Source organism: Methylomonas lenta, assembly GCF_001644015.1.
In the GTDB taxonomy this organism is placed as follows: domain Bacteria; phylum Pseudomonadota; class Gammaproteobacteria; order Methylococcales; family Methylomonadaceae; genus Methylomonas; species Methylomonas lenta.
On record NZ_LUUI01000102.1, the window covers coordinates 1 to 23,957 of the forward strand.

The window sequence follows — 23,957 nt, forward strand, 5'->3', positions numbered from 1 at the left end:
CTTAATGGCAGTGACGCGCTGCGTGGGAACGATGAAATCTAGCTTTCATTGGGATCATCGAGTTCAAAAGAAGTAGTAAAACTGCTTAGCACCAAATTTAAAAATCTATAGGCTTCATCGATCCATTCATCAACCAAAACAGTGACCATGACAAACTCACCTTCTTGGCCATCATAGATTTTGTCTATAACAAAGTCAGGATCATTTGGCATATAGTGCGGCTGTTCAAGAATGTAGCGATCTACTTCCTGCGGGTCTGTCATCGAGTTAGGTACTGTCGGAATTGGTCCAACGTATAATCCATGTTTATGAATTAGATTAGTTCGATATTGGACCACTAAGTTAGTCCATTCGCTACGCTCAGCAAGCTGCTTTGTAAGAGCTGGATTGACCACATCTAAAGCGCTTATGAATTTCTTTTTATCAAAAGCGATGTTGCTCCCTTTCACGTTTAGACCATAAGTCTCATTAATAAATACAGCGCATGCATCCAGGAATGACTTAATTAAAAAAATATAACTATAAAGGTGATACTTAACTATATAAATTTTCTGATAATCTTTTCTAGTTTCATGCTCACTGATTTGATCACGAGCTATCCCCGCAAAGGAAAATTTCTCAACTATGTCCTCAAAGCATGATGCGAACTTACGTAGCCGACCACCTCCATAAAGCATTCCATGTAATTTACTCCAGTAATCTGGATCTCCCTTTGAGAATTTACTTAAATAAGTATTGCCAAACATTTCTGGAATAGAATCAAGCCCATCTTTTGTTGCGACGATCATTGCGCTACGAATTATTTTTGGTTTCTCTTCGTTCATACTAAATCTAACAAGTTGCGATCTGTCCGTATAGCCTATACAGCCTAATGATTTTAGAGAAAATATTTTTATGGAAAGATTGTGTATCTAAACGGAATAACATCCATTTTGAGATGACAAACGGATAGGAGTATTACCGATGCTAAAATTTCTTACGGAAGATCAGTAATTTATCGTTCTCACGTCCAGTATGGGTATGCATCCAGCACCTCTCCAGCGGGCATGATAAGTGCTCTGGAGCGCCTGACCACTGAGTGACCACGCCGAGCGTGGGAACGATTTCGCCTTTCGCCTTTCGCCTTTCCTCTTTTGCCTTTCGCCTGCTCTTATTCCCACTCAATCGTAGCCGGCGGTTTACCCGAAATATCGTAAGTCACCCGCGAAATGCCGTTCACTTCGTTAATGATCCGTCTTGAAATCAAATCCAAAAATTCATAAGGTAAATGTGCCCAGCGTGCGGTCATGAAGTCTATAGTTTCCACTGCGCGGATAGCGATGACGTAATCGTAACGGCGGCCGTCGCCCATCACGCCGACCGATTTGACCGGCAGGAATACTGCGAAAGCCTGGCTGACTTTATCGTACAAATCATTGCAATACAGCTCTTCGATAAATATGGCATCGGCCTGACGCAGTAAATCGGCATATTCCTTTTTCACTTCGCCTAAAATCCGCACACCCAAGCCGGGACCTGGGAAGGGGTGACGATGAATCATGTCGGCGGGCAAGCCCAATTCCAGGCCGAGTTTGCGCACTTCGTCTTTGAATAGTTCACGCAAGGGTTCGACCAGTTTCAAGGTCATATTCTCTGGCAGGCCGCCGACGTTGTGATGCGATTTAATCAAATGCGCTTTGCCACTTTTGGCGCCGGCCGATTCGATGACGTCTGGATAAATAGTACCTTGCGCCAGCCATTTGGCATCGGTGAGTTTGCCGGCTTGCTCATCGAAAATCTCTACAAATAAATTGCCGATGATTTTGCGCTTGGCTTCCGGATCCGTCACACCGGCCAAAGCATCCAGATAGCGTTGTTCGGCATTGACGCGGATGACTTTTATCCCCATGTGTAATGCAAACATCGCCATCACTTGATCGCCTTCATGCAGACGCAGCAAGCCGGTATCGACAAACACACAGGTTAATTGTTCGCCGATCGCTTTATGCAGCAATGCCGCCACGACTGATGAATCGACACCACCGGACAAGCCCAGTATGACTTGATCGCTACCAACTTTTTCGCGTACCGCATTGATGCTGTCTTCTATGATATTACTGGCATTCCATAGCGCCTGACATTCACATATTTCCAGCACAAACCGGCTGAGTATGCGTCCGCCCTGTTTGGTGTGGGTAACTTCCGGATGAAACTGCAGTGCGTAAAAGCCTTTGTCTTCGTCGGCGATGCCGGCAATCGGCGCACCGCTAGAACTGGCGATGAGTTTAAAACCGGCGGGTAATTCCACCACTCGGTCACCGTGGCTCATCCAGACATCCAATAAGCCAAAACCTTCGGTCGAGGCGTGATCTTCGATATCCAGCAAGAGTTTGGAATGGCCGCGAGCGCGGACTTGCGCATAGCCGAATTCCCTGTGATCGGATGATTCCACCTTGCCGCCCAATTGCTCGGTCATGGTCTGCATGCCGTAACAAATACCCAATACCGGAATACCGAGCTGAAATACGATTTCAGGTGCGCGTGGTGTATCGCTGCTGGTCACAGTTTCCGGACCACCAGACAGAATGATGCCTTTGGGGGCAAAACTTTTGATTTCGTCGCTGGTGCAGTCGCAGGCGTAGATTTCACAATAAACACCGATTTCGCGGATGCGGCGGGCGATGAGTTGTGTGTATTGCGAGCCAAAATCAAGGATCAGGATTTTATCGGAATGGATGTTGGTGGTTTGTGTCACGCGAAGGCCTTCAAAATAAAAGTAGGGTGGGTTTACCCAAAGAGCATAAAAGCTAAGCGTAACCCACCGTATAGGATTTGTTTAATTCATGTGGTAATTCGGCGCTTCTTTGGTAATGGTCACATCGTGAACATGACTTTCCCGCATGCCGGCACTGGTAACGCGGACAAACTGGGCATTTTCATGCATTTTTTCGATGGTGGCATTACCGGTGTAGCCCATGCTGGAACGCACGCCGCCGAGTAATTGGTGAATAATCGCCAATACGCTGCCTTTATACGGCACCCGGCCTTCTATACCTTCCGGTACCAGTTTTTCCACGTTTTCGGTGGTTTCCTGAAAGTAGCGATCGCTGGAACCTTGTTGCTGCGACATTGCACCCAAAGAGCCCATGCCGCGATAAGATTTATAAGAGCGGCCTTGGAATAGTTCAACTTCGCCAGGTGCTTCTTCGGTGCCTGCAAACAAGCCGCCCAACATCACAGTATGCGCACCTGCTGCCAGGGCTTTGGCCAAATCTCCGGAATAACGGATGCCGCCATCGGCTATCAACGGTACGCCTGTCCCTTTTAAAGCGGCAGCGACATTACTAATTGCAGTAATTTGCGGCACACCGACACCGGCCACAATACGGGTGGTGCAAATCGAGCCTGGCCCTATCCCGACTTTTACCCCATCGGCACCGGCTTCCAACAAGGCTTTTGCGGCGGCGGCCGTGGCAATGTTGCCACCTATCACCTGTACCTGAGGAAAGTTTTGTTTCACCCAGCGAATTTTGTCCAATACACCTTGAGAGTGACCGTGGGCAGTGTCGACGATAATCACGTCTACACTGGCGTTGACCAAGGCTGCAACGCGTTCTTCTGTGTCAGCACCGGTGCCAACCGCAGCGCCCACGCGAAGGCGTTCTTGTTCGTCCTTGCAGGCATATGGGTTGTCTTTGGCTTTTTGGATATCCTTAACGGTAATCAGGCCGCGTAAGTGAAAGTCATTATTCACCATCAGGACTTTTTCTATCCGGTATTTGTGTAATAACTCGATAGCTTCGATGTGGCTGGCCGATTCGTTAACCGTAACCAGGCGTTCTTTAGGCGTCATGATAGAGCGTATGGATTCGTCTAGTCGGGTTTCAAACCGTAAATCACGACTGGTGACAATACCTACCAGTTCTTCGCCATCAACCACCGGCACACCGGAAATGTTTTTAGCACGGGTTAATTCCATGACTTCTCGCACGGTGGCATTCGAGTTCACCGTAATAGGGTCTTTGATAACGCCGCTTTCGTATTTTTTAACCCGTAACACTTCCCGAGCTTGTTGCTCGATCGTCATATTTTTATGAATGATGCCGATGCCGCCTTCTTGAGCAATTGCAATCGCTAAACGGGCTTCGGTGACGGTATCCATGGCTGCAGATATCAAGGGGATATTCAGGGTGATTTTTTTGGTCAGCTGGGTTTTTAGCGCTACTTCACGCGGCAACACTGCCGAATGTGCCGGCACCAATAATACATCGTCAAACGTTAGCGCTTCCTGAATGATTTTCATACTACACCTGAGCTAATTCTAAATAGCAGCACATTGTACAGCTTAAGCCCAAAGGCGACAAAAACGGATATGACTGAAAATCACACCGGGCTAGTCGTTTTTATGCGTTAAGGCATAAACGACGCTTTGAAATTCGCTTTGTTTGGGTTTATGCAGGTAAATTCCTACCGCCCCCATCAGGGTAAATATATAAAGTGTATTGATATCATCACCCAGAATAAACATTAACAAACCAAACAAGCTGACGACTTCAATCATGGATTGAGTCACTATCACCGTTACCAAATAGCGTTGCTCAGCCGTTTTTTCTCCAGGCATGGTTTGATTCAATCGCAGCAGGATATGTCGCATCAAGTTAGTCAGCGGAAACAGTGCTATGGCAATCACATATAACAGGCTTCTAATCATGACTCGCTGAGACTCTGGCAGGTTGATACGAATATCAGCCGCCCAAACATAACAGATCATGTTGTAGCCCAGTAACAGCAAGAGCATCGCTCCGCAAACCAGCCAGTGCAGAGTTAATGCGTTAGTTCTTTCAGAGGATGTAGGCATGCTTTTCTTCTTACAAGCTATTACGGTAATTGCGCAGAATAACAACGAACGCGATGAAATCATAAAACCCGTGTATCACAATCGGTGTCAGCAGATTACGCTCGGCGCCGTAATCCAGACTCATGCCCAGATATAATCCCATCAGCAAGGCTAAAACCGCATAAAGCGGGGTGACGGCATGTACCAGGGCAAACAAGACATTGCTAATCAACAAACCCGCCGTCATTCCGGTTACATTTTCCAGCCAAGGTTGCAAAGTGCCTCGAAACAACACTTCTTCAGAAAACCCGGCGATCGCCGCCAATATCAGCAAATCCGTCCAATGACAGCGATATAATCGGGCGCCCAAGGTTTCCAGCAATAGTGCCCTGATTTTCTGCAGTCCTGCGAAAGGCAATTCTTGCATAGCAAAAAAAATCAACACCAAGGGTAAGGTCAATAGTATGCCGTAGACAAGTGCTTGTTCGTCAAAACCCAGATAGGCAAAGGGGTTTACGTCCATCAGCCAGCCTAACAAAATGGCCAGAAATGTCAGTGCAGCCTCAAAATAACAAGCCATTCGGAAGAAATTATCAGGCAGTGGTGCGGTGTTTTGCATGGAAACTAGTTTAACCAGTAATATAGTGATCTGAAAATTTTATCCAAAAACCGTTAAAATTGGCAGCGTTTGTCATCTGGAGTTATTGCAATGAATTGCTTTATTTATAAAAGCCTGAAAAAAGCTGATCTTTATCTGTACTTAAGTCAAAAAGACGACTTCTCCAGCATGCCGGACGAATTATTTAAAAATTTTGGTCAACTGGCGTTTGTGATGGAACTACAATTAACCCCCGAGCGCAAATTGGCCAAAGAAGATGCCAGCAAAGTCATCGCCAGCCTAAAAAGCAAAGGATTTTTTATTCAGATGCCGCCTCAAATAGCACCCCCAGCCTTGGCTCAAGCTAACAATCAACTACACTGAAACAGCTGGTCATCAAGACAAACCGTGCTAACATAAGCGCATTAAAAGCTGTTATTGCTCACTATTTTTAGCCAGATCAGGATAAGCAACACATGTCAGATAATCCACAAGCTTACGAAGACGCAAAGTCGAAAGGCATACTCTGGGGTTTTGGCGCAATGATAGCTGTTATTGCAGTTGTTATGTTGCTGCTGGGTGAGTGGTGGAGCCGTGAACCGGAACAATTCAACGTTCAAGACGAAGCTATTGAGCGTATGAATGTCACACATACCGATGAAATGCCGATTGGCTTTGTTTACGCCAATACGCTGGCACATATTGCCGATGTTATTTTGTTCAAGACCGGCGGTTATCTTACCAATGATGTCGCACCTCCAGGCTTATTTTGCGACAACATCCAAAACTGGGAATACGGTGCGCTGGTTATGTTGCGGGATGCCACTACAGCGCTCCGTAATCACTTTGCCCGCGATCAATCACAATCAGCGGAAGATCCGGATCTGGCAATGGCCGAACCTTATTTTTATTACGAGCATAATTCCTGGGCACTACCGTCGACCGAAGCTGAATACGTCAAAGGTATCGATGCGCTGCACAATTATATGATTCGTCTGCAAAACCCGACCGCCACCTCCAGAGCTGCGCAATTCCACTCGCGTGCTGACAACTTATGGCAATACACCGAAATCGTAATTAAGCGGTTGGGCGGCTTATCGACTCGTTTGGCCGCCAGCACGGATAAATTCTCTGGTGCAACTCACGGCGATCCTTCCAATGCAGTTGATATCAACATGCCTACCATTGGTAGAACTCCGTGGATGGAAATCGATAACGTCTTCTATGAAGCGCGTGGTGCTTGCTGGGCTTTGCTACATATTTTGCGAGCCATCAAACACGATTTTTCCGACATTCTGCTGGACAAACGCGCCATGAACACACTGGATAACATGATTCAGTCTCTGGAAAACGCCTTGACGCCTACGCTAAGCCCGGTGGTTTTAAATGGTGACGGCTTTGGCTTATTTGCTAATTATTCATTGGCCATGGCCAACTATATTGCCCGTGCCAACGCAGCAGCGCTTGATTTGCGCGACGTAATGAACAGGGGTTGATCATGCAGGAACAAATCAACGAAAATCTAAAAAAAATCAGCACCTGGAAGCGCATTATTTTCATGCTGATATATGCAGCCATCGACAGCATAGTCAAATTGTTGTTATGGTTGGTAATATTATTGCAAGTCGGCTCTGTGTTATTTACAGGAATCACCAACCCCAATATTCTTGAATTCGGCCGCAACTTATCGACCTATCATTATCACTTGTTGCTGTTTTTGACCTTCAACACCGAGCAACTGCCATTTCCTTTTTCCGCCTGGAATCTGACGACAGAACTGGAATCGCCCAGCAAATCATAAACACGTTACAAGTGTATTGTCGGCTATATCCTGTCTGCCGATTATTGCAAATGACAGCATCAATTTCTAAAGATCGTTTAACTACATAACGACTAATACATATCTATAAAGCGCAGATTATCTATCTATTGTTCGGTTTAATTTTGTTTTTATTTTTTGTCGACTGCATCGATAACAAGGTGACAAAAAACGACAAAAACTGATAGATTAGCCGGCCTGATGATGCAACTAGTCAACCTGAGAGGAACAAAACATGGGTTCAAAAGACGACAGAAAAAAGATTTCCATTAATCAAAAAACCTACGATAAGTTAAAAAACTACTCCCGATATAATGCCTTAAAACTACGTTTGGTTATTGATGCGATGATTGATGCCGTGCAGCAGGACGAAGAGCTAAGCAAACGCATTATTGAGTCAGCCGTCTTAAAGGAATCAAACGATAGCTAGACTATCAACCTCTCAACTCAAGCAATGCAGTTAAAGACTTTCCTGATTAGCAAGCTTGCCATGCATGGCACTGGATGCCCGCTTCCCGGCGAGCATGACGGACTTTTTGGGTATAGCTGAAGATACTTACTAATCAGGCAGACATTTGAGGCGGAATGACAGTGCAAAATTAACTGTCCAATAATAAGTATTTAGCTCTTATGCGCATTTTCAGCCGCCCGCTAAGCGGCTCTATCATATCCCAATTATCAGGCAACTCTATTCTTGCTAAGCTTGCAGTCGCAAATAGTTTACCATCCGAGTCAGGCTTAAGCTCGTCGACTAGATAAAGCAGCAAATCGTCTAGCGACGGATTATGACCAATCAATAGAATACGTTGACTGGCAGCAGGGCAGTCCGCAAGCACCTGTTTAAGCGCATCAATATCGGCTTCATAAATTCTGTCATCAAGATGAAGCATCTGCTGCTTGCTCAGACCCAGGCCTTTGCAGAGAAGATCCGCTGTCTCTTGAGCACGGACTGCAGGTGATGAAACAATCCAGTCGGGGTGTAGTTGTTGCTTTAACAACCATTCGCCCATACGTAAGGCGGCTTTTCTTCCGCGCTTTTTTAAGGGCCGGTTAAAATCGGCAACCCCTTCCGGCCAATCTGATTTGGCATGTCTTAATAGCATCAATTCTCTCGCCATCTGCCCTCCTACCCTTGGTCACTATAATCATAGCGCAATATCCGACTTCGTTTGTCGAGCGCAGAAATGAAAGATTCGCTCTTGCTATAGATTAGTGTGCAATGTTGACGAACTGAAGCAGATACAGCCTTTGCCTTTGCTCGGCGTTGAGCAGGAATTGCTGGCGTAATTGAGAGTTGGCTTTAGACCAGGCACAAATCTCTTCTATCGAGCGGAAACAGCCCAGACAAATATCCTGCTCGTCCAAACAACAATTACGAACACAAGGGGAAGGGATACTGTCTTTAATTTCAGACATAACTCATTTTTGCAAAAAAATCATGAGCTGCTACAACATCACGGTTGATTTGTGCCTGTAACGCAGCTAGAGAATTGAAGCGAATCTCGTCGCGTAACTTGGCTTTAAAATGCACCTCGACATAGCGACCGTAAATATCTTGATTAAAATCGAATAAATGCGTTTCCAGCACAGCTTTGGCGCCACCGTCGAAAGTGGGGCGATTACCCAGATTGGCTACGCCGTGCAACTCTCCATTTTCCAGGCCGGTCATAGTGACGGCAAATACACCTACCAGCGGCGTGTTTTTACGAAACATTTGTAAATTTGCGGTCGGGAAACCCAGTTCCCGACCACGCTTGTCGCCATGAGCCACTCGACCACACACCGAATAATCCCGTCCCAACAAGGTTCTGGCTAGCAACAGATTACCTTCGCCCAGCGCATCGCGGATCAAAGTACTGCTGATACGCAAACCTTGTAGTTCAAATGAATCAGTGGACTCAACGGCAAAACCATTTTCCTGTCCACGGTGCTGCAACAAGGCAAAATTACCACGTCTGGCCTTTCCAAAATGAAAGTCATCACCAATCACCAAATGTTTGATGTGGAGTTTGTCGATCAAAATATCGCGTATGAACTGTTCTGCATCATAATCCGCAAGCGCACTACTGAAGGGCAATACCAATAATTCATCGATTGGTAATTTGGCAAATTGAATTACTTTTTCCCGTAAGCGGGTTAGTCTTGAGGGCGCATGATCGCCGAGAAAATACTCTAAAGGTTGCGGCTCAAATACCATTACCACGCTAGGCAACCCCAAGCGTTTGCCATGTTCGGCCAAGCGTTCGATTACGCGCTGGTGCCCAAGATGTAGGCCATCAAAATTACCTATGGTTAGCACGCAACCATCATGCAAGGCCTCAATATGATCTAATCCCCGGATTAAACGCATTGTAATCGTCTACTTCAAAACATCTGATTCTATCAGCAACGAGCGGCGTGACCTATCGTCATTTATAATGATGGCTCTGGAAAACACTCAAATCCTATTTGCATGATAGACACCCTGTATATCGAATCAGCAGTTGCTCAGCATCCGCGCGTGGCTGCGATTCGGCAGCGTTTTCCTGCCGCCAGAGTCATAGACTGTGAGCGATACGGCGAAGTATTCAATCCCAAAGCACAGAATTTTCGCTTGCAAAAACAACAGCCAGCGTTGATTTTGGCCCACAAACATCAAAAGTTTGTCCTGCCGGCACCTGCCGGCTACGGCATTGGCGGACAACGTAATTACTATTTTTCTCATATGCTCAACTGCCTGTACGATTGTCGTTATTGCTTTTTGCAAGGCATGTATCAGTCGGCCAATTATGTGTTATTTGTGAATTACGAAGATTTTCAGCAGCAAATTCGTGATATTTGTCAAGAAACACCCAACGAAGCCATTTATTTTTTTTCCGGTTACGATTGCGACAGCCTGGCTTTTGAACCCGTTACCGGTTTTGCCGAATCTTTTTTGCCGCTGTTTGCCGAATTGCCCAACGCATGGCTGGAGTTACGCAGCAAAAGCACTCAGATCAGAGGATTGTTAGCACGCCCCGTATTGCCGCAATGCGTGGTAGCATTTAGTTTGTCACCCGATTCGGTAGCCGATAAAGTGGAAGCCAAAGCGCCATCGGTCGCCAAACGTATCGAAGCAGCCGTCAAGTTACAGCGCCAAGATTGGCCCATCGGCCTGCGGTTTGACCCATTGATTTATCAGCACAATTATCGGCAGCACTATCGCGAATTGTTTGAACAGGTCTTTAGCGTGATTGATGCCGAGGCATTACATTCCGTCAGTCTTGGTGTATTCAGATTACCTGAACATTTTTTCAAAAAAATGCACAAGTTGTATCCGGATGAACGCTTATTCGCCAGCCCGTTACAAAGCACATCCGGCATGCTGTCTTATCGCTCAGAACTTGAACAAACGATGATGGCGGATTGTACGGAAATGTTATTGCAATACATACCTGAAACCCGATTCTTTCCATGCAAGCTATAAAACGCACAGTACTGGTCACAGGCGCCAGCTCCGGTATCGGCCGTGCGGTGGCTAGGCAGTTATTGCAACAGGGACACTTTGTGATTGGGCTATCGCGTGATCGCCAACGCTTTTCGGTGGAACACCCGCAATTCTTAGCTGCAGAATTGGATTTAGCTAAACTCACAGAAATAAGCCCGTTTGCCAAAGGTCTACAAAACGATTTTCCGCAGCTGGATGCAGTGGTCTTTGCAGCCGGGTACGGTCAGTTCGGCAGTTTGGAGCAATTTTCATTTCAACAGATCGAGCAATTAATGAGCGTTAATTTTACTGGCCAGGCATTTTTGACCCGAGCATTGCTGCCCAAACTCAAGCAAAAGCCGCATAGTAACTTGATTTACATCGGCTCAGAAGCGGCATTAAAAGGCACACGGAATGGCAGTATTTATTGTGCGAGTAAATTTGCCTTACGAGGTTTTTCTCAAGCACTTAGGGACGAATGCGGTAAAAGCGGCGTGCGAGTTTCTTTGATCAATCCAGGCATGGTCGACAGCGCCTTTTTTGATAGCCTGAGCTTTACTCCTGGCAAGCAACCAGAACAGGCTTTGCAAGCCAAGGATGTAGCGGATGTGGTCTGCTATATTTTTCAAGCCAGCCCTTATTGTGGCGTTGACGAAATCAATTTAAGCCCACTTAATAAAGTCATTGAGTTCAAAAGAACCTTATGCTAAGTCGGATTATTGTTTATTTAGCTTATTTCTTAAAATCATCCAAGCGCTATAAAAATAGTAAGCTATTTTTCTGGAATCTATTAGAAAATCAAGACAGCAAATTGAAATCATATTTTGATTTCCTAATGATAAGTCTAATATTTTTAAGTATCTACTTCCTATTTTATGATACTGGTCAACAGTTTAGTGTTATGGGTGGCTATGTTGAAATATGCATTATATCTATATTCATTATAGAATACTTATTGCGGCTTTGGATTTATTCAAACACACATGAAATCATCATAAAGGATTACGAAAAAGCTCTTTATTTAAATATAAAATTTAATTTAACAAAGACATTAATAAAGTCAATTTTAAACAAAGCGGAATATATATTTACACCTTATGCCATTATTGACTTACTGGCCATACTACCGAGCTATAGACCACTACGTATTTTGCGAATATTCTTGATATTTAGAATATTCAAATTGTTTCGCTATTCAAATAGCATTAGACTCTATTCAGACATACTCGTCACCAAACGTTTTGAATTACTGACCCTATTAATATTCACTGGATTCTTTCTGCTGATTGCCAGTGTATCAGTATATATTTTTGAATTCCCTGAAAACGACAGTGATATTCACAACTTATTTGAAGCCTTTTATTGGGCTATTGTGACTGCAGCGGCTGTTGGTTACGGTGATATTACTCCACATACTCTGGGTGGCCGCATAGTAGCGATGATTCTAATTTTTGTCAGCGTCGGCATTGTGGCATTTTTTACTTCAATATTAATCTCAGCATTCAATGAAAAAATGCCGGAGTTACGCGAGAATAAAATAACTTCTGATTTAGAACGTTATCGTAATTTTATTATTATTTGCGGATTTGGTCGGGTGGGCCAAGAGATTGCCAGCCATCTAGCTAAAGACAAGCAAAAGTTTATTATCATCGATAAAAATGAGCATAACATTAGTCTGGCCAGAAAGTTAAAATATCTAGCCATACAAAATGACGCTACCCGCAATGATGTTTTGCTCAGTGCAGGCATCAATCAAGGTGCCAGCACCATACTTTGCATAACAGGTGATGATGTGGTGAATGTATATATCACACTAACCAGCAGACATTTGAGTAAAGATATTCACATTATTTCAAGAGTGAACCGCCATGAAAATCTAAGCAAAATGTATCAGGCTGGTGCTAATAATGTAATATTACCTTTTGAGGTAGCGGGATTGTTAGCCGCAGAGTTTTTGGGGCAGCCGGTTGCATTTGAGGCTATTTTAGGTGTTTTACAAAATCGAAGCGATATTGGCATGGAAACCATATTAGTTACAGAAAAATCGCCATTGGATACTCAGAAAATAGAGCAACTGGATTTGCTGCAACGTAAACTGACCTTGCTAGGTGTCATTAGTGCCAATGCTTTACATTTAAAACATAAGAATAAATACCGAGTTAAACAGCAGCATTTTTATTTTAATCCAGAGCAACATTTTATATTGCGACAAGGTGATATGTTGGTAATTTTGGGACGAAAATATAGTATTGATCATTTTCGAAATGAAATTGAGAAGCAGCGTTTACGAGCAAAAACTTAACTATGAAAAAGGTTGCTATCTTTGGTTATAACAGAGTTTCTTTTGAAGCTATTAGTAGGATTGATAGAGAAGCTCACGATATTAAAGTGTTTGACCATAAACCTGAACATATTGAGCAGGCTTTAGACAATGACATAAATGCTACTTTACTTGATTTTAAAAGTGATGAATGCTTAAGAAGCATCGGAATTGGCGACGACATCAACACCTTGCTGTGTTGCTTTGACAACGATTCCGAAAATGTATTTCTGACCATGTCTGCGCGGGCGCTGGATAAAGATCTGCAAATTATTGCCATAATAGAAAGCCCGGATGCCTCGGAAAAACTGTTGGCGGCTGGAGCAAATAAGATCATCGATCCCTATCAGATTTGCGGACACAAGATTCACGATATGCTGAAAAGACCCGATATCACAGATCTTTTTGACCAGACCGTATTTGGTAGAAATGACTTGCATTTGGCTGAAGTGGAAGTCCCGGAAAATAGTTTTTTACAGGGTATTTTTGCTAGCCAATTAGAGTTAAACAGCCATTACAATCTGATTTTGGTCGGTATTATCAATAAGCAACTAAGCGACCAAATGCATTTTGTTGCTGAAGAAGTGGATAGGCAACTTAATTCGGGAGATATTCTGGTTATTTTAGGCCCCTCACGGGAAATTAGAGCATTTAAAAAAGATGTGAAAGATGAATATTGTAAAATTTAATCCGCGATTATGGTTTTTTTTGGGTTTTACCGGTTGTTGTGCATTACTTGCCATGGGTGCTTTTATGCAGTTTGTAGAAGAATTAGAGCCGTGCCCTTTGTGTATTTCGCAACGGCTTGCCATCCTGTCCACCGGTATCATTTTTTTATTTGCCGGAATACATAACCGGGCTCATAAAGTCTATGCGGTGATCGGGGCGATTTCTGCTTTGATTGGCGCCAGCATTTCCACACGTCATGTCTGGCTGCAACATTTACCGCCTGATCAGGTACCGGAATGCAGCCCGGGACTGGAGTACGTGTTTCAACATTTTCCACTAGCCGATACCATCAAGCTAATGCTGACCGGTACCGGGGAATGTGCTCAAATCGAAGGCATTTTTTTGGGTTTGACAATTCCGGCCTGGACACTGATTGCCTTTTTAATGCTGGCTGTTTTCAGCTTGGCAACAATTTGGCTAAAAGCACACTGCGAGCAAACCGATGTATGACAGATTAATCTGAAAGCATGAACTTATGCTGAATTAAAGGTATCGATTCGAAGTTGACTTTAACCTGATATGCACAACAACAGTACCACAGGATTTTTTAACCTTTATTTTCGGCAGAATGATTTTACATAGCTTAATTTTTTACCGTAAGCCATTGATATTATATATTTAATACTGTTGCATCAAAATTATCCAATGTAACAAATCTGTAATAAAATCCGCTACTAAGCGACACTATTCTTACGTAATCCACAGAGTTATCCACAGATTTTGTGGGTAACTAAAATTTCTTTATAGCGATAACCACTTAGGGCAAACTCATCATAAAAACCTCACCAAGCTTGGCTAAATGCGACACCTCCGCAAAGCTGATTTGGCAAATTGCCATCCCGGTACCGCTGGAGCGTTTATTTGATTATTGGCCACCTGAGCATTACCCGTTAAATAGCATCCAGCCCGGGATGCGGGTTACTGTGCCGTTTGGTAAATCCCATAAAGTTGGTGTAGTGATGCGTGTTATGAAAGCCAGCGATAGCAGTGTCGATCTAAATCGGCTGAAACACGTGGCACAAGTACTGGATACTGAACCACTACTTTCAACTAAAGATTTACAATTATTGCATTGGGCTAGTCGTTATTATCACCATGCTATCGGCGAGGTCATCGCGACGGCGTTTCCGGTAGCGCTGCGCCAGGGTAAGCCCGCTGTGCTGCAACGCGAAAACTGCTACGGCTTGACCAAGCTGGGGCGAAACACTGAGCCGGCGCAACTCAAGCGTGCACCCAAGCAACAAGCTCTATTAGCCGTATTTCAAAATAGCCAGCAAACGTTTGAGCTGGCTGACATAGCTGAGCATAAAGCTGCACTAAAAAGTTTGCTGGAAAAAGGCCTGTTAATAGAACAGCCTCGGCAAACTGTCGACACAGACAGGCTGGAAAAACCAGTTGGGTTAGTCGCTAATCCAGAACAACTACACGCCATTGATAGTGTAATTTCCAGTCTGCATAGATTTTCAGTCAGCTTGTTGCAAGGTGTGACAGGTAGCGGTAAAACCGAAGTGTATATGCAAGTTATCTCCGAAGCCTTGCAATACAACCTGCAAGTATTGGTGTTGCTACCGGAAATCACCCTGACGCCGCAACTGGAGCAACGCTTTCGCCAACGCTTTAATGTGCCGATGGTATGCTTTCATTCCAAGTTCAATGATAGTCAGCGGCTGCATGCCTGGCTGAGTTTACAACAAGGCAGTGCAAGCATCATGCTTGGCACCCGTTCGGCCTTATTTACCCCCATGCAAAGGCCAGGTTTGATCATTCTGGATGAAGAACATGATAGTTCCTTCAAGCAACAGGAAGGTTTTCGTTTTTCTGCGCGCGATGTCGCCATTGCTAGAGCCAAGATGCTGAATATTCCTGTCTTATTAGGTTCAGCAACGCCCTCACTGGAAAGTTTGTTCAATGTTACACGTCAACGCTATCAATTATTAGAACTATCAAGCCGGGCTGGTAATGCCATTGAGCCGGTATTTCAAATTTTGGATATACGCAACAAACCACTGCAGGATGGTTTATCTGAACCATTGATTACAGAGATTCAAACGACTCTTGCGCGTGGACAGCAGGCATTGTTATTTTTAAATCGTAGAGGCTATGCTCCAGTGCAAATATGTCATGGTTGCGGTTGGGTGTCGCGCTGTGGCCGCTGCGATGCCAATATGGTAATCCATGCCAGCGAACGGCGTTTGCGTTGTCACCATTGCGGTGCTGAACAGTCCTTGCCTAAACAATGTCCAGCTTGCAAAACGGGTGAGCTACAACCTTTGGGGCTGGGCACCGAACGCATTGAACAGACTCTAACTGTGCTATTTCCAGGCAAGAATCTGATCCGATTGGATAGAGACACCACTCAGCGCAAAGGCGCTTTAGAAGCTTACCTGGAACAAATCAACAGTGGTCATGCGGACATTATTCTGGGCACACAAATGCTGGCCAAAGGCCATCATTTTCCTGATGTCACTTTAGTGGCGATACTGGATGTCGATAGTGGCTTGTTTAGCGTTGATTTTCACGCAGGTGAAAAATTGGCGCAGATGATCGTGCAAGTAGCCGGCCGAGCTGGCCGAGCCAACAATCGTGGACGGGTGGTTTTACAAACTCGACAACCACAACATCCATTGTTGACCACTCTGATCGATAAGGGCTATCGAGCATTTGCCGAAAGCGCTCTGCAGGAACGCAAACTTGCTGGATTACCCCCTTACAGCCATCAGGCGTTGCTGCGTACTCATGCCAGTGATGCTCAGGCTCCACAAGCGTTTCTACAGGCTGTTTGCCAGTTATTACAACAAAATAAAAACGATAAAACCTTAGTCTTAGGGCCTGTATCTGCACCTATGGCACGCAGGGCCGGACAATTTCGCTTTCAATTACTGCTGCAAAGCGCTCACCGCAAAGACCTGCATCACTTATTAGATTTAGTGTTACCGCAAGTCGTAAAATTGAAGGAAGCTAAAAAAGTGCGTTGGTCGCTGGATATAGATCCGGTCGATCTATATTAAAGAATTATTAAATATTTATTAAACATTTTACATATAAAATAAAACTGGTAAATTATAATCTTAATTCATTGATAAATAATGGCAAGAACGGTTAGACACCGCTCTGCTTAACCTACATCGAGAATGATTTCAGCTAATTTGCCATGAATTCGAAGTCAAACTATCGCCGAAACCATGCACGTCGCCATAAAGAAAGGCGATCAAATCCGTTTGAATTTAATTCACCGGAATGGATTGCTATGATGATGGAGCAATTTGTGTTGTGGCCCAAACAAGATCGTAGAAATTCTGATCGCCGTTCTTCTGATCGTCGCGCCCAAGAACGACGAACCTTTAGCAGAAATGCGTATTCATCCAGACATATCCGTCATCCTCAACCCGCCTTGACAGTCGATATTTTAGATGAAGATGAAAAAAAAATGATCATGGATTTATTCCATGATGAATGACCTTTAGCCTGTTAGACGGCAGCATTATTCAATCAGGTACAATGCTGTCTTTTGAATTATAAGGCGAGATTTCAGGTTATGCGCACACTGCTGCCAGCATCAAATAGCCTATGGCTGCTACCGGTTTTGTCCGGCATTTTCATTGGCACTAGCTATATTCCTTTTCCGCCTTGGGCATCGCTGTTTTGTTTTGTGCCGTTGTGGTTGTTTTGGCAACAGCAAGACAAATTAAAAACCGTTGTATTAAGTGGTGTACTAACCAGCTTTATTTATACTTTGATTGGCTTCAACTGGGTAACCTATACCTTGCATGAGTTCGCAAAAGTAAACTGGTTTGTATCCGGCATAGGTATGATTTTGTTTGCGTTATTAGGGCACTTATTTGTACCCGTTGCCGGGATGTTATGGTTCTGGAGTCGCAAGTTCACAATTGGCACAACTTGGCTGTCTTACGCGTTAATGGCTGTATTCACAGCCTTAGTCGAACTGTATCTGCCGATGTTGTTCAAATGGAATTTTGGTTATTCCTGGTATGGCGCAGCCATACCGATTTACCAATGGGCTGAAGTGATTGGCTTTATCGGTTTGAGCATGCTGACGATACTGACCAATCTGCTGGTTTTATTTGCCTGGCAAGCACGAAAAAAAACGACTGGCCAGTTAGGTTTTGTAATGATTATTGTTGTTTTTTTGGGCCTAAATGCTAGTGGTCTCTGGCTAAAGAACAGATTGCCGGAACCTGATGCAGCGTTGAATGCTTTGCTGGTGCAGGCAAATATAGGCAATCTTGAAAAACAAGCCATGGAACATGGCAAGGGTTTTCGTGGTGAAATTTTAGATAAGTACTTACGCGTCACCGAAGCAGGTCTGGCCAACAACCCCAATATAGATTTTGTCATGTGGTCGGAAACAGCCTTCCCTTCACTACTGGGCGGAGAATATAACCAGACTGTTTATGCACATACGCTGCAAGATTTTTTGCGTACACATCAAGTAGCCATGCTGACTGGGGCTTATGCTAAAGACCAACCAACCGGATTGATTACAAATTCCTTATTTGCGGTAGATAAGCAAGGCACAATCACCGAGCCTCATTACAGCAAAACAATTTTGCTCGCTTTAGGTGAATATATTCCTGGTGAAGCAACCTTTCCTTGGCTGAGATCACTACTTCCTATGGTGGGTCATTTTGCTCGCGGACCCGGACCAACAATGCTGCTGAAATTTAACGGTTATGCGATGGGGCCACAAGTCTGTTACGAAAGCTTGTTTCCTGAATTTTCCAAAGCACTAGCCGATCTAGGTGCACAATTTATTGTCAATGTAACGAATGATTCCTGGTATGGCGACTGGCAAGAACCTTATCAACATTTATATATGACATTGGCTCGCGGCATTGAATTTAGGCGCCCCGTGTTACGGGTAACCAATACCGGTGTTTCAACCGTGTCATTGGCCAACGGTGATGTTTTAGCATTATCACCCATGGATGAAAGTTGGACAGGCGCTTACCATGTTCCCTATCAGACTCAGCCACAAACTACTTTTTATCAGCGTCATTTTAGCTTGATGCCTGGACTTCTGTGGAGTGCTTTACTGATACTGCTTGGCATTGGAATAGCTAAAAACAAGCAACGCAGTAGCTGAATACTAACCAGGGAAATTGCAGCTCTATTCCATGACGTCGGCCGGCTTGCGCCCAACACCAAAACTTTCTAGTAGCATCAAGCCCACGCCTATGCAAATCGCCGAATCGGCAATGTTGAAAGCCGGCCAGTGCCAGTCTTGGTAATACACATCCAGAAAATCAATCACATAGCCATAAGCGACGCGGTCGATCAAATTACCGATCGCGCCGCCTAATACCAGGGATAGAGCCGCTGCCATCATGGTTTCGTGCTTTTGCAAGCGCAATAACCAGATAGCGATGATGCTGCTCATCACGACGGCTAAGCCGGCAAATAACCAGCGCTGCCAGCCACCGGCCTGACTCAAAAAACTGAAGGCAGCGCCGGTATTATGCACATAAGTCAGATTAAAGCCGGGCAGCAAGGCAATCGATTCATACAACTGCATACTGGCATGAATCGACAATTTACTGGCCTGATCCAAAATCAAAACCAGCAACGAAAGCCATAACCACTTAAGCATAGTGACGTATCTCGCCGGCACCGACTATGTTTTCCACACAGCGGCCACATAACTCCGGATGCTCGGCATGCTCACCAATGTCATAGCGTTGATGCCAGCAGCGCACGCATTTTTGATGTTCGGATACCGATACTTTTAGTTTCACGCCTTCCAATTCGGTAGTGATCGCATCGTCCGGGCAAAATTGCATACTGGCTACGCCCGCATTGGAGGTAATGAACACAAAGTGCAGTTCACTGGCCAGTTTGTTGAGTTCTACGGCATAGGTTTGATCGCAATACAACTCGACTTCGGCATTCAATGAAGCGCCAATAGCGCCGGCTTTACGCAGTGCCTCTAACTCTTTACTGACCACGGTACGCACGGCCATGACTTTTTCCCAGGTTTCTCGGGTAATGTCAGCCTTGGCATCCAATGGAAACAAACCCTCGTACCAGGTTTCCAGGAATACGGATTCACTGTGCTGTCCTGGCAATACCTGCCAGATTTCTTCGGCCGTATAGCTGATAATCGGTGCCATCCAGCGTGTCAGGGCTTCGATAACGTGATACATCGCAGTCTGCGCCGAGCGACGAGCCAGACAATCCTCTTTGGCGGTGTATTGTCTATCCTTGATGATGTCTAAATAAAAACCGCCCAAATCGATACTGCAGAAATTCAGGACTTTTTGATAAATTACCTGAAACTGATAATCGTTGTAGGCTGCTTTGATCTCGGTTTGTAGTTGCCAAGCTTTATCCACCACCCAACGATCCAGCGCCAACAAATCGACATTGTCTACTTTATGTTGGGCAGGATCGAAGCCATCCAGATTCGACAGCAGAAAGCGGGCCGTATTACGCATTCTTCGATAGGCATCAGAGGTGCGTTTTAAAATCTCATCGGATACCGACATTTCACCACGATAGTCCGTGCCGGCCACCCATAAGCGCAGAACATCCGCACCCAGCGATTTCATCACGGTTTGCGGCAATACAACATTGCCTTTGGATTTGGACATTTTTTTACCCTCGGCATCGACAGTAAAGCCGTGGGTCAATACTTCCTTATAGGGCGCCACGTCATTCATAGCGACGGAACTCAATAACGAGGACTGAAACCAGCCACGGTGTTGATCAGAGCCTTCCAGATACAGATCAGCCGGAAAACGCAATTGTCCGCGTCGCTCCAGAACCGCCGCATGGGTGACGCCAGAGTCGAACCAAACATCCAGCGTGTCGTTAATTTTTTCGTACTGTTCGGCATCGACTCCGATTAACTCAGCGGCATCCAGCTCAAACCAGGCATCTATCCCTTGCTGTTCAATACGTTGAGCCACTTGCTCAACAAGCTCTGCGGTTCTAGGATGTAGTTCGCCGGTTTCTTTATGGGCGAAAAAGGCAATCGGCACACCCCAGGTACGTTGTCTGGAAATACACCAGTCCGGGCGATTGTTGATCATGGCTTCGATGCGGGCTTGGCCCCAATCCGGAATCCACTGCACGCGTTTAACTTCATTTAAAGCAGTATCACGCAAGCCATTTTTATCCATGGCGATAAACCATTGCGGGGTGGCGCGAAAAATGATCGGGGTTTTGTGGCGCCAGCAATGTGGGTAGCTATGCAATAAAGCATGATGATGAACCAACTTGCCATGCTCACGTAGTACATCCAGCACTTTTTCGTTAGCGCTAAACACATGCAAGCCGGCAAATAGTTCGGTACTAGGCAAAAACACCCCATTACTGCCCACCGGATTATCTACAGGCAAGTTGTATTTCATACCGACCACATAGTCTTCCTGGCCGTGACCGGGTGCTGTGTGGACCGCACCGGTTCCGGCATCAGTCGTGACATGGTCACCTAGAATAATGGGTACTTGTCTGTCATAAAACGGGTGTTGCAATAACTGCCCTTCCAGGGCACTGCCTTTGCAATAACCGATGATGTGGTGTTCGCCAATGCCATAGCGCAGCACCGCATCTTTCAAAAGTGCTTCTGCCAAGACCAGACGCTCGGCTTGGCCGTCGATTTCGCATTGGACTACGGCATATTCCAACTCAGGATTCAGCGCCACAGCTTGGTTGGCAGGTAAAGTCCAGGGCGTGGTAGTCCAGATCACCACCGATAACGGGCCATGACCTTCGTGCTCGAGCGCATGGTGGCTGCAGGCCATAAAGGCATGCTCATCAATGACCTGAAAACGCACATCGATAGCCGGTGAATGTTTATCCTCGTATTCCACTTCCGCTTCCGCTAGCGCGGAGCCACAATCGGTGCACCAATGCACAGGCTTGGCACCTTTGCTGAGATGACCTTTAGCCGCGATTTTGCCGAGCGCTCTAACGATGTCGGCTTCAAAGGCAAAGTCCATAGTTAAATACGGATTATCCCAATCACCCAAAACACCCAGTCGAATAAATTCTTCTTTCTGAATCCCCACCTGCTTTTTGGCGTAAGCGCGGCATTCTTTACGAAACTCGGCTGGCGTGACTTTAACCCCGGCCTTGCCGACTTTTTTTTCTACCATCAACTCAATGGGTAAGCCGTGGCAATCCCAGCCCGGCACATAAGGAGCATCGAATCCCGCCAGGGTTTTAGATTTGACGATAATATCTTTTAATACTTTATTTACCGCATGACCAATATGAATGGCACCGTTGGCGTAGGGAGGGCCGTCATGCAACACAAACTTAGGCCGACCTACGCAATGTTCGCGAATTTGTTGGTACAGCTGAGTTTCGTTCCACTTCTTCAGCATCTCGGGTTCGCGTTGCGCCAGATTGGCTTTCATCGCAAACTCGGTTTTGGGTAGGTTAAGAGTCGTTTTATAATCCGTGGTCATGATGGTATTGTGAGCGCTGCTTGCAATCGTAAATTAGAGTAATGCGAGGCAGTCAGCAACTTTTCCCAGCTGCTGACACCCATTTACTGCATGACTCTCTATTACACAAATAAAACTTGAATTCTAACATCAACTGCTGCAGGCAATAAAACTTAAAGCTTGCAACACTTAAGCCGGATTTTGAACAAAAACCTATTTACACTCACAACAAGCTGAGTAATAGTTAACTTATCGCTTTAGAAGTTCAGGAATTTCATGAAAAATCGAATATTGCTACTCGCTATATGCTTATCTTCCAATAGTTGGGCAGGTGTTTATAAATGCACAGATGCTGACGGACACACTGACTATCAATCCTCTCCTTGCACTGAACAGCATAAGGCAGTGCAGATCAATACCAAAACGGGTGGCAAAGTGGATTTGAATGAACAAGAGGCGGCCCAAGCTCATGCGGCTGAAGAAAAAAATCAGCAGCAAGCGCAGCAACAAGCAGAAGAGCAGGCTCGCATGGAAGCCATCGCCCAGCGCAAACAATTGTCGCGTGCAGAAAGTGAATTGACGCAAGCCATGATCAAAAAGAACCCTACTCAATTTTCTGCTTATGCAATCCCACCTTACGATCCTGACAAACTACCAAAATTTGTAAGTCAGTTTGAGGATCGCCTACCGGAGATTGAAAAACTTCGCCGTATAGGCGCCCAAAAAGCTCTGGCTACGGGCAAATGTCAGCGAGTAGAAGCGGACGAACTCAACGCTAAAAGCACAAAAGATCAGTTAGTGCTGCTGATTAATTGCAGCTCTGGAGCAAGCTACTATTTCAATGAATCTGAACTGAAAGAATGAAAACCACGCCAAAAAATATTTTTATAACCGGTTGTTCCTCCGGCATAGGGTATGCCACTGCTACCTGCTTGCGAGCGCGTGGACATCGGGTAATTTGCTCAGCTCGAAAAGATCATGACGTTAGCCGGTTGCTGGCCGAGGGTTTTGAATGCTTGCAGTTGGACTTGGCAGATTCAAATAGCATTCAGCAAGCCGTCATACAGCTGATTGAACTGACTGCTGGTAAAGTCGATGCGGTTTTCAATAATGGTGCTTTTGGTCAACCTGGCGCTGTCGAAGATATCAGCCGCGAAGTACTGAGGAATCAATTTGAAACCAACTTTTTTGGCACCCACGAACTCACTAACCTGTTGATCCCATTGATGCGTCAACAAGGCCAGGGCCGGATTATTTACAACAGCTCGGTATTAGGACTGGTAGCGATGAAATTTAGGGGCGCTTATAATGCCAGCAAGTTTGCTTTAGAAGGCTTGGCGGATACTCTACGCCTGGAATTACGCGGCTCGGGAATTCAGGTTATTTTGATCGAACCCGGTCCAATCGAGAGTCGTTTTCGCGCTAACGCGTTTGCCTTGTACCAAAAAAACATTGACCCTAGCCTAAGCGTACATCAAAAAACATATCAGGCGATGGAAGCACGTCTGCAAAAACCTGGGCCGGCTGCGCCCTTTACATTACCGGCAAAGGCTGTGGCAGAAAAAGTGATCCATGCATTAGAATCCAACTGTCCCAAATCGCGATATCCAGTGACCGTTCCTACCCATGTATTTGTCTGGTTAAAACGTCTTTTACCGATCGCCTGGTTAGACAAAATTTTAGTCAGTGTGGAATAATTAAATCCATAAAAATAGCCAGTATATTTATCATAAAGGTACTATCCAACTACGCCAACTATGGTATTATCCCAGCCAGCATCTAGCTCGTTAATTAGGTTTAACTGCTAGATGTTTCTTAT

At 45.2% G+C, this 23,957-nt stretch carries 24 protein-coding genes; 14 read left to right on the forward strand and 10 right to left on the reverse strand.

Annotated features, from left to right (window positions below):
• Nucleotides 1–38 precede the first annotated feature (38 nt).
• The 5 genes from A1359_RS10695 to A1359_RS10715 all read right to left on the reverse strand — a co-directional run bounded on the left by A1359_RS10695 (nt 39) and on the right by A1359_RS10715 (nt 5,435).
• The gene (locus A1359_RS10695; RefSeq protein WP_066982212.1) at nt 39–824 is read right to left on the reverse strand and encodes a Cthe_2314 family HEPN domain-containing protein; all 786 of its coding nucleotides are present in this window, start codon (nt 822–824) and stop codon (nt 39–41) included.
• A gap of 326 nt (nt 825–1,150) precedes the next feature.
• Entirely contained in the window at nt 1,151–2,734 is a 1,584-nt protein-coding gene (guaA, locus tag A1359_RS10700; RefSeq protein WP_066982215.1) for a glutamine-hydrolyzing GMP synthase, read from the reverse strand.
• Nucleotides 2,735–2,815: 81 nt separating this feature from the next.
• The gene (guaB, locus tag A1359_RS10705) at nt 2,816–4,282 is read right to left on the reverse strand and encodes an IMP dehydrogenase (RefSeq protein ID WP_066982218.1); all 1,467 of its coding nucleotides are present in this window, start codon (nt 4,280–4,282) and stop codon (nt 2,816–2,818) included.
• A 90-nt stretch (nt 4,283–4,372) separates the two neighbouring features.
• Nucleotides 4,373–4,837, reverse strand: coding sequence for a hypothetical protein (locus A1359_RS10710; RefSeq protein ID WP_066982223.1), 465 nt, complete (start codon nt 4,835–4,837; stop codon nt 4,373–4,375).
• Between the two features lie 10 nt (nt 4,838–4,847).
• Entirely contained in the window at nt 4,848–5,435 is a 588-nt protein-coding gene (locus A1359_RS10715; protein ID WP_066982225.1) for a CPBP family intramembrane glutamic endopeptidase, read from the reverse strand.
• A gap of 90 nt (nt 5,436–5,525) precedes the next feature.
• Here A1359_RS10715 and A1359_RS10720 point away from each other — a divergent pair, with 90 nt between their 5' ends.
• The 4 genes from A1359_RS10720 to A1359_RS10735 all read left to right on the forward strand — a co-directional run bounded on the left by A1359_RS10720 (nt 5,526) and on the right by A1359_RS10735 (nt 7,663).
• The gene (locus tag A1359_RS10720) at nt 5,526–5,798 is read left to right on the forward strand and encodes a YcgL domain-containing protein (protein ID WP_066982226.1); all 273 of its coding nucleotides are present in this window, start codon (nt 5,526–5,528) and stop codon (nt 5,796–5,798) included.
• A gap of 92 nt (nt 5,799–5,890) precedes the next feature.
• Entirely contained in the window at nt 5,891–6,910 is a 1,020-nt protein-coding gene (locus A1359_RS10725; RefSeq protein WP_066982227.1) for a DUF2333 family protein, read from the forward strand.
• A gap of 2 nt (nt 6,911–6,912) precedes the next feature.
• Nucleotides 6,913–7,215 (forward strand): DUF4389 domain-containing protein, encoded by a 303-nt coding sequence (locus A1359_RS10730; protein WP_066982228.1) that lies wholly within the window; start codon nt 6,913–6,915, stop codon nt 7,213–7,215.
• 253 nt (nt 7,216–7,468) lie between these two features.
• Nucleotides 7,469–7,663, forward strand: a complete 195-nt coding sequence (locus A1359_RS10735; protein ID WP_066982231.1) for a hypothetical protein — start codon at nt 7,469–7,471, stop codon at nt 7,661–7,663.
• A gap of 169 nt (nt 7,664–7,832) precedes the next feature.
• Here A1359_RS10735 and A1359_RS10740 read toward each other — a convergent pair whose 3' ends face one another.
• The 3 genes from A1359_RS10740 to ribF all read right to left on the reverse strand — a co-directional run bounded on the left by A1359_RS10740 (nt 7,833) and on the right by ribF (nt 9,583).
• Nucleotides 7,833–8,351, reverse strand: coding sequence for a SixA phosphatase family protein (locus A1359_RS10740; protein ID WP_066982234.1), 519 nt, complete (start codon nt 8,349–8,351; stop codon nt 7,833–7,835).
• A gap of 91 nt (nt 8,352–8,442) precedes the next feature.
• Complete coding sequence (locus A1359_RS21905; protein WP_083960600.1) at nt 8,443–8,649, reverse strand: DUF1289 domain-containing protein; 207 nt, start codon at nt 8,647–8,649, stop codon at nt 8,443–8,445.
• Nucleotides 8,642–9,583, reverse strand: a complete 942-nt coding sequence (ribF, locus tag A1359_RS10745; RefSeq protein ID WP_066982237.1) for a bifunctional riboflavin kinase/FAD synthetase — start codon at nt 9,581–9,583, stop codon at nt 8,642–8,644. Before ribF ends, A1359_RS21905 begins: the two co-directional genes overlap by 8 nt.
• A 102-nt stretch (nt 9,584–9,685) precedes the next feature.
• On the opposite strand from ribF, the gene A1359_RS10750 reads away from it, so the two are divergent.
• The 8 genes from A1359_RS10750 (at nt 9,686) to lnt (ending at nt 18,831) form a co-directional block, all read left to right on the forward strand.
• Nucleotides 9,686–10,678 carry a spore photoproduct lyase family protein gene (locus A1359_RS10750; protein WP_066982240.1) on the forward strand — a complete coding sequence of 331 codons (993 nt, stop codon included), beginning with the start codon at nt 9,686–9,688 and terminating at the stop codon, nt 10,676–10,678.
• Nucleotides 10,666–11,388, forward strand: a complete 723-nt coding sequence (locus A1359_RS10755; RefSeq protein ID WP_066982241.1) for an SDR family oxidoreductase — start codon at nt 10,666–10,668, stop codon at nt 11,386–11,388. The genes A1359_RS10750 and A1359_RS10755 overlap by 13 nt, the downstream gene beginning before the upstream one ends.
• Complete coding sequence (locus tag A1359_RS10760; RefSeq protein WP_066982243.1) at nt 11,382–12,980, forward strand: NAD-binding protein; 1,599 nt, start codon at nt 11,382–11,384, stop codon at nt 12,978–12,980. Before A1359_RS10755 ends, A1359_RS10760 begins: the two co-directional genes overlap by 7 nt.
• Before the next feature lie 2 nt (nt 12,981–12,982).
• Complete coding sequence (locus A1359_RS10765; RefSeq protein WP_066982245.1) at nt 12,983–13,687, forward strand: potassium channel family protein; 705 nt, start codon at nt 12,983–12,985, stop codon at nt 13,685–13,687.
• The gene (locus A1359_RS10770; RefSeq protein WP_066982247.1) at nt 13,668–14,177 is read left to right on the forward strand and encodes a disulfide bond formation protein B; all 510 of its coding nucleotides are present in this window, start codon (nt 13,668–13,670) and stop codon (nt 14,175–14,177) included. Before A1359_RS10765 ends, A1359_RS10770 begins: the two co-directional genes overlap by 20 nt.
• 341 nt (nt 14,178–14,518) lie before the next feature.
• A complete protein-coding gene (locus tag A1359_RS10775) occupies nt 14,519–16,735 on the forward strand; it encodes a primosomal protein N' (protein WP_066982249.1) in 2,217 nt (738 codons plus the stop codon).
• A 143-nt stretch (nt 16,736–16,878) separates the two neighbouring features.
• Nucleotides 16,879–17,184 (forward strand): hypothetical protein, encoded by a 306-nt coding sequence (locus A1359_RS10780; protein ID WP_066982251.1) that lies wholly within the window; start codon nt 16,879–16,881, stop codon nt 17,182–17,184.
• 78 nt (nt 17,185–17,262) lie between these two features.
• Entirely contained in the window at nt 17,263–18,831 is a 1,569-nt protein-coding gene (lnt, locus tag A1359_RS10785; protein WP_066982253.1) for an apolipoprotein N-acyltransferase, read from the forward strand.
• A 24-nt stretch (nt 18,832–18,855) separates the two neighbouring features.
• On the opposite strand, the gene lspA is transcribed toward lnt, so the two are convergent.
• Both lspA and ileS read right to left on the reverse strand, forming a co-directional pair.
• On the reverse strand, nt 18,856–19,335 hold the full coding sequence (gene lspA / locus A1359_RS10790; RefSeq protein ID WP_066982255.1) for a signal peptidase II: 480 nt from the start codon (nt 19,333–19,335) through the stop codon (nt 18,856–18,858).
• Nucleotides 19,328–22,159, reverse strand: a complete 2,832-nt coding sequence (gene ileS, locus A1359_RS10795; protein WP_066982258.1) for an isoleucine--tRNA ligase — start codon at nt 22,157–22,159, stop codon at nt 19,328–19,330. Before ileS ends, lspA begins: the two co-directional genes overlap by 8 nt.
• A gap of 255 nt (nt 22,160–22,414) precedes the next feature.
• Here ileS and A1359_RS10800 point away from each other — a divergent pair, with 255 nt between their 5' ends.
• On the forward strand, nt 22,415–23,002 hold the full coding sequence (locus A1359_RS10800; RefSeq protein WP_066982260.1) for a DUF4124 domain-containing protein: 588 nt from the start codon (nt 22,415–22,417) through the stop codon (nt 23,000–23,002).
• A complete protein-coding gene (locus A1359_RS10805; protein WP_066982263.1) occupies nt 22,999–23,835 on the forward strand; it encodes an SDR family oxidoreductase in 837 nt (278 codons plus the stop codon). Before A1359_RS10800 ends, A1359_RS10805 begins: the two co-directional genes overlap by 4 nt.
• Nucleotides 23,836–23,957 lie beyond the last annotated feature (122 nt).

What these genes read in the sequence shown, in the direction of transcription:
- A1359_RS10695 (WP_066982212.1), bottom strand. Translation starts at nt 824, where the DNA reads ATGAACGAAGAGAAACCAAAAATAATTCGTAGCGCAATGATCGTCGCA.
- guaB (WP_066982218.1), bottom strand. Translation starts at nt 4,282, where the DNA reads ATGAAAATCATTCAGGAAGCGCTAACGTTTGACGATGTATTATTGGTG.
- A1359_RS10710 (WP_066982223.1), bottom strand. Translation starts at nt 4,837, where the DNA reads ATGCCTACATCCTCTGAAAGAACTAACGCATTAACTCTGCACTGGCTG.
- A1359_RS10715 (WP_066982225.1), bottom strand. Translation starts at nt 5,435, where the DNA reads ATGCAAAACACCGCACCACTGCCTGATAATTTCTTCCGAATGGCTTGT.
- A1359_RS10720 (WP_066982226.1), top strand. Translation starts at nt 5,526, where the DNA reads ATGAATTGCTTTATTTATAAAAGCCTGAAAAAAGCTGATCTTTATCTG.
- A1359_RS10725 (WP_066982227.1), top strand. Translation starts at nt 5,891, where the DNA reads ATGTCAGATAATCCACAAGCTTACGAAGACGCAAAGTCGAAAGGCATA.
- A1359_RS10730 (WP_066982228.1), top strand. Translation starts at nt 6,913, where the DNA reads ATGCAGGAACAAATCAACGAAAATCTAAAAAAAATCAGCACCTGGAAG.
- A1359_RS10735 (WP_066982231.1), top strand. Translation starts at nt 7,469, where the DNA reads ATGGGTTCAAAAGACGACAGAAAAAAGATTTCCATTAATCAAAAAACC.
- A1359_RS10740 (WP_066982234.1), bottom strand. Translation starts at nt 8,351, where the DNA reads ATGGCGAGAGAATTGATGCTATTAAGACATGCCAAATCAGATTGGCCG.
- A1359_RS21905 (WP_083960600.1), bottom strand. Translation starts at nt 8,649, where the DNA reads ATGTCTGAAATTAAAGACAGTATCCCTTCCCCTTGTGTTCGTAATTGT.
- ribF (WP_066982237.1), bottom strand. Translation starts at nt 9,583, where the DNA reads ATGCGTTTAATCCGGGGATTAGATCATATTGAGGCCTTGCATGATGGT.
- A1359_RS10750 (WP_066982240.1), top strand. Translation starts at nt 9,686, where the DNA reads ATGATAGACACCCTGTATATCGAATCAGCAGTTGCTCAGCATCCGCGC.
- A1359_RS10755 (WP_066982241.1), top strand. Translation starts at nt 10,666, where the DNA reads ATGCAAGCTATAAAACGCACAGTACTGGTCACAGGCGCCAGCTCCGGT.
- A1359_RS10760 (WP_066982243.1), top strand. Translation starts at nt 11,382, where the DNA reads ATGCTAAGTCGGATTATTGTTTATTTAGCTTATTTCTTAAAATCATCC.
- A1359_RS10765 (WP_066982245.1), top strand. Translation starts at nt 12,983, where the DNA reads ATGAAAAAGGTTGCTATCTTTGGTTATAACAGAGTTTCTTTTGAAGCT.
- A1359_RS10770 (WP_066982247.1), top strand. Translation starts at nt 13,668, where the DNA reads ATGAATATTGTAAAATTTAATCCGCGATTATGGTTTTTTTTGGGTTTT.
- A1359_RS10780 (WP_066982251.1), top strand. Translation starts at nt 16,879, where the DNA reads ATGAATTCGAAGTCAAACTATCGCCGAAACCATGCACGTCGCCATAAA.
- lnt (WP_066982253.1), top strand. Translation starts at nt 17,263, where the DNA reads ATGCGCACACTGCTGCCAGCATCAAATAGCCTATGGCTGCTACCGGTT.
- lspA (WP_066982255.1), bottom strand. Translation starts at nt 19,335, where the DNA reads ATGCTTAAGTGGTTATGGCTTTCGTTGCTGGTTTTGATTTTGGATCAG.
- ileS (WP_066982258.1), bottom strand. Translation starts at nt 22,159, where the DNA reads ATGACCACGGATTATAAAACGACTCTTAACCTACCCAAAACCGAGTTT.
- A1359_RS10800 (WP_066982260.1), top strand. Translation starts at nt 22,415, where the DNA reads ATGAAAAATCGAATATTGCTACTCGCTATATGCTTATCTTCCAATAGT.
- A1359_RS10805 (WP_066982263.1), top strand. Translation starts at nt 22,999, where the DNA reads ATGAAAACCACGCCAAAAAATATTTTTATAACCGGTTGTTCCTCCGGC.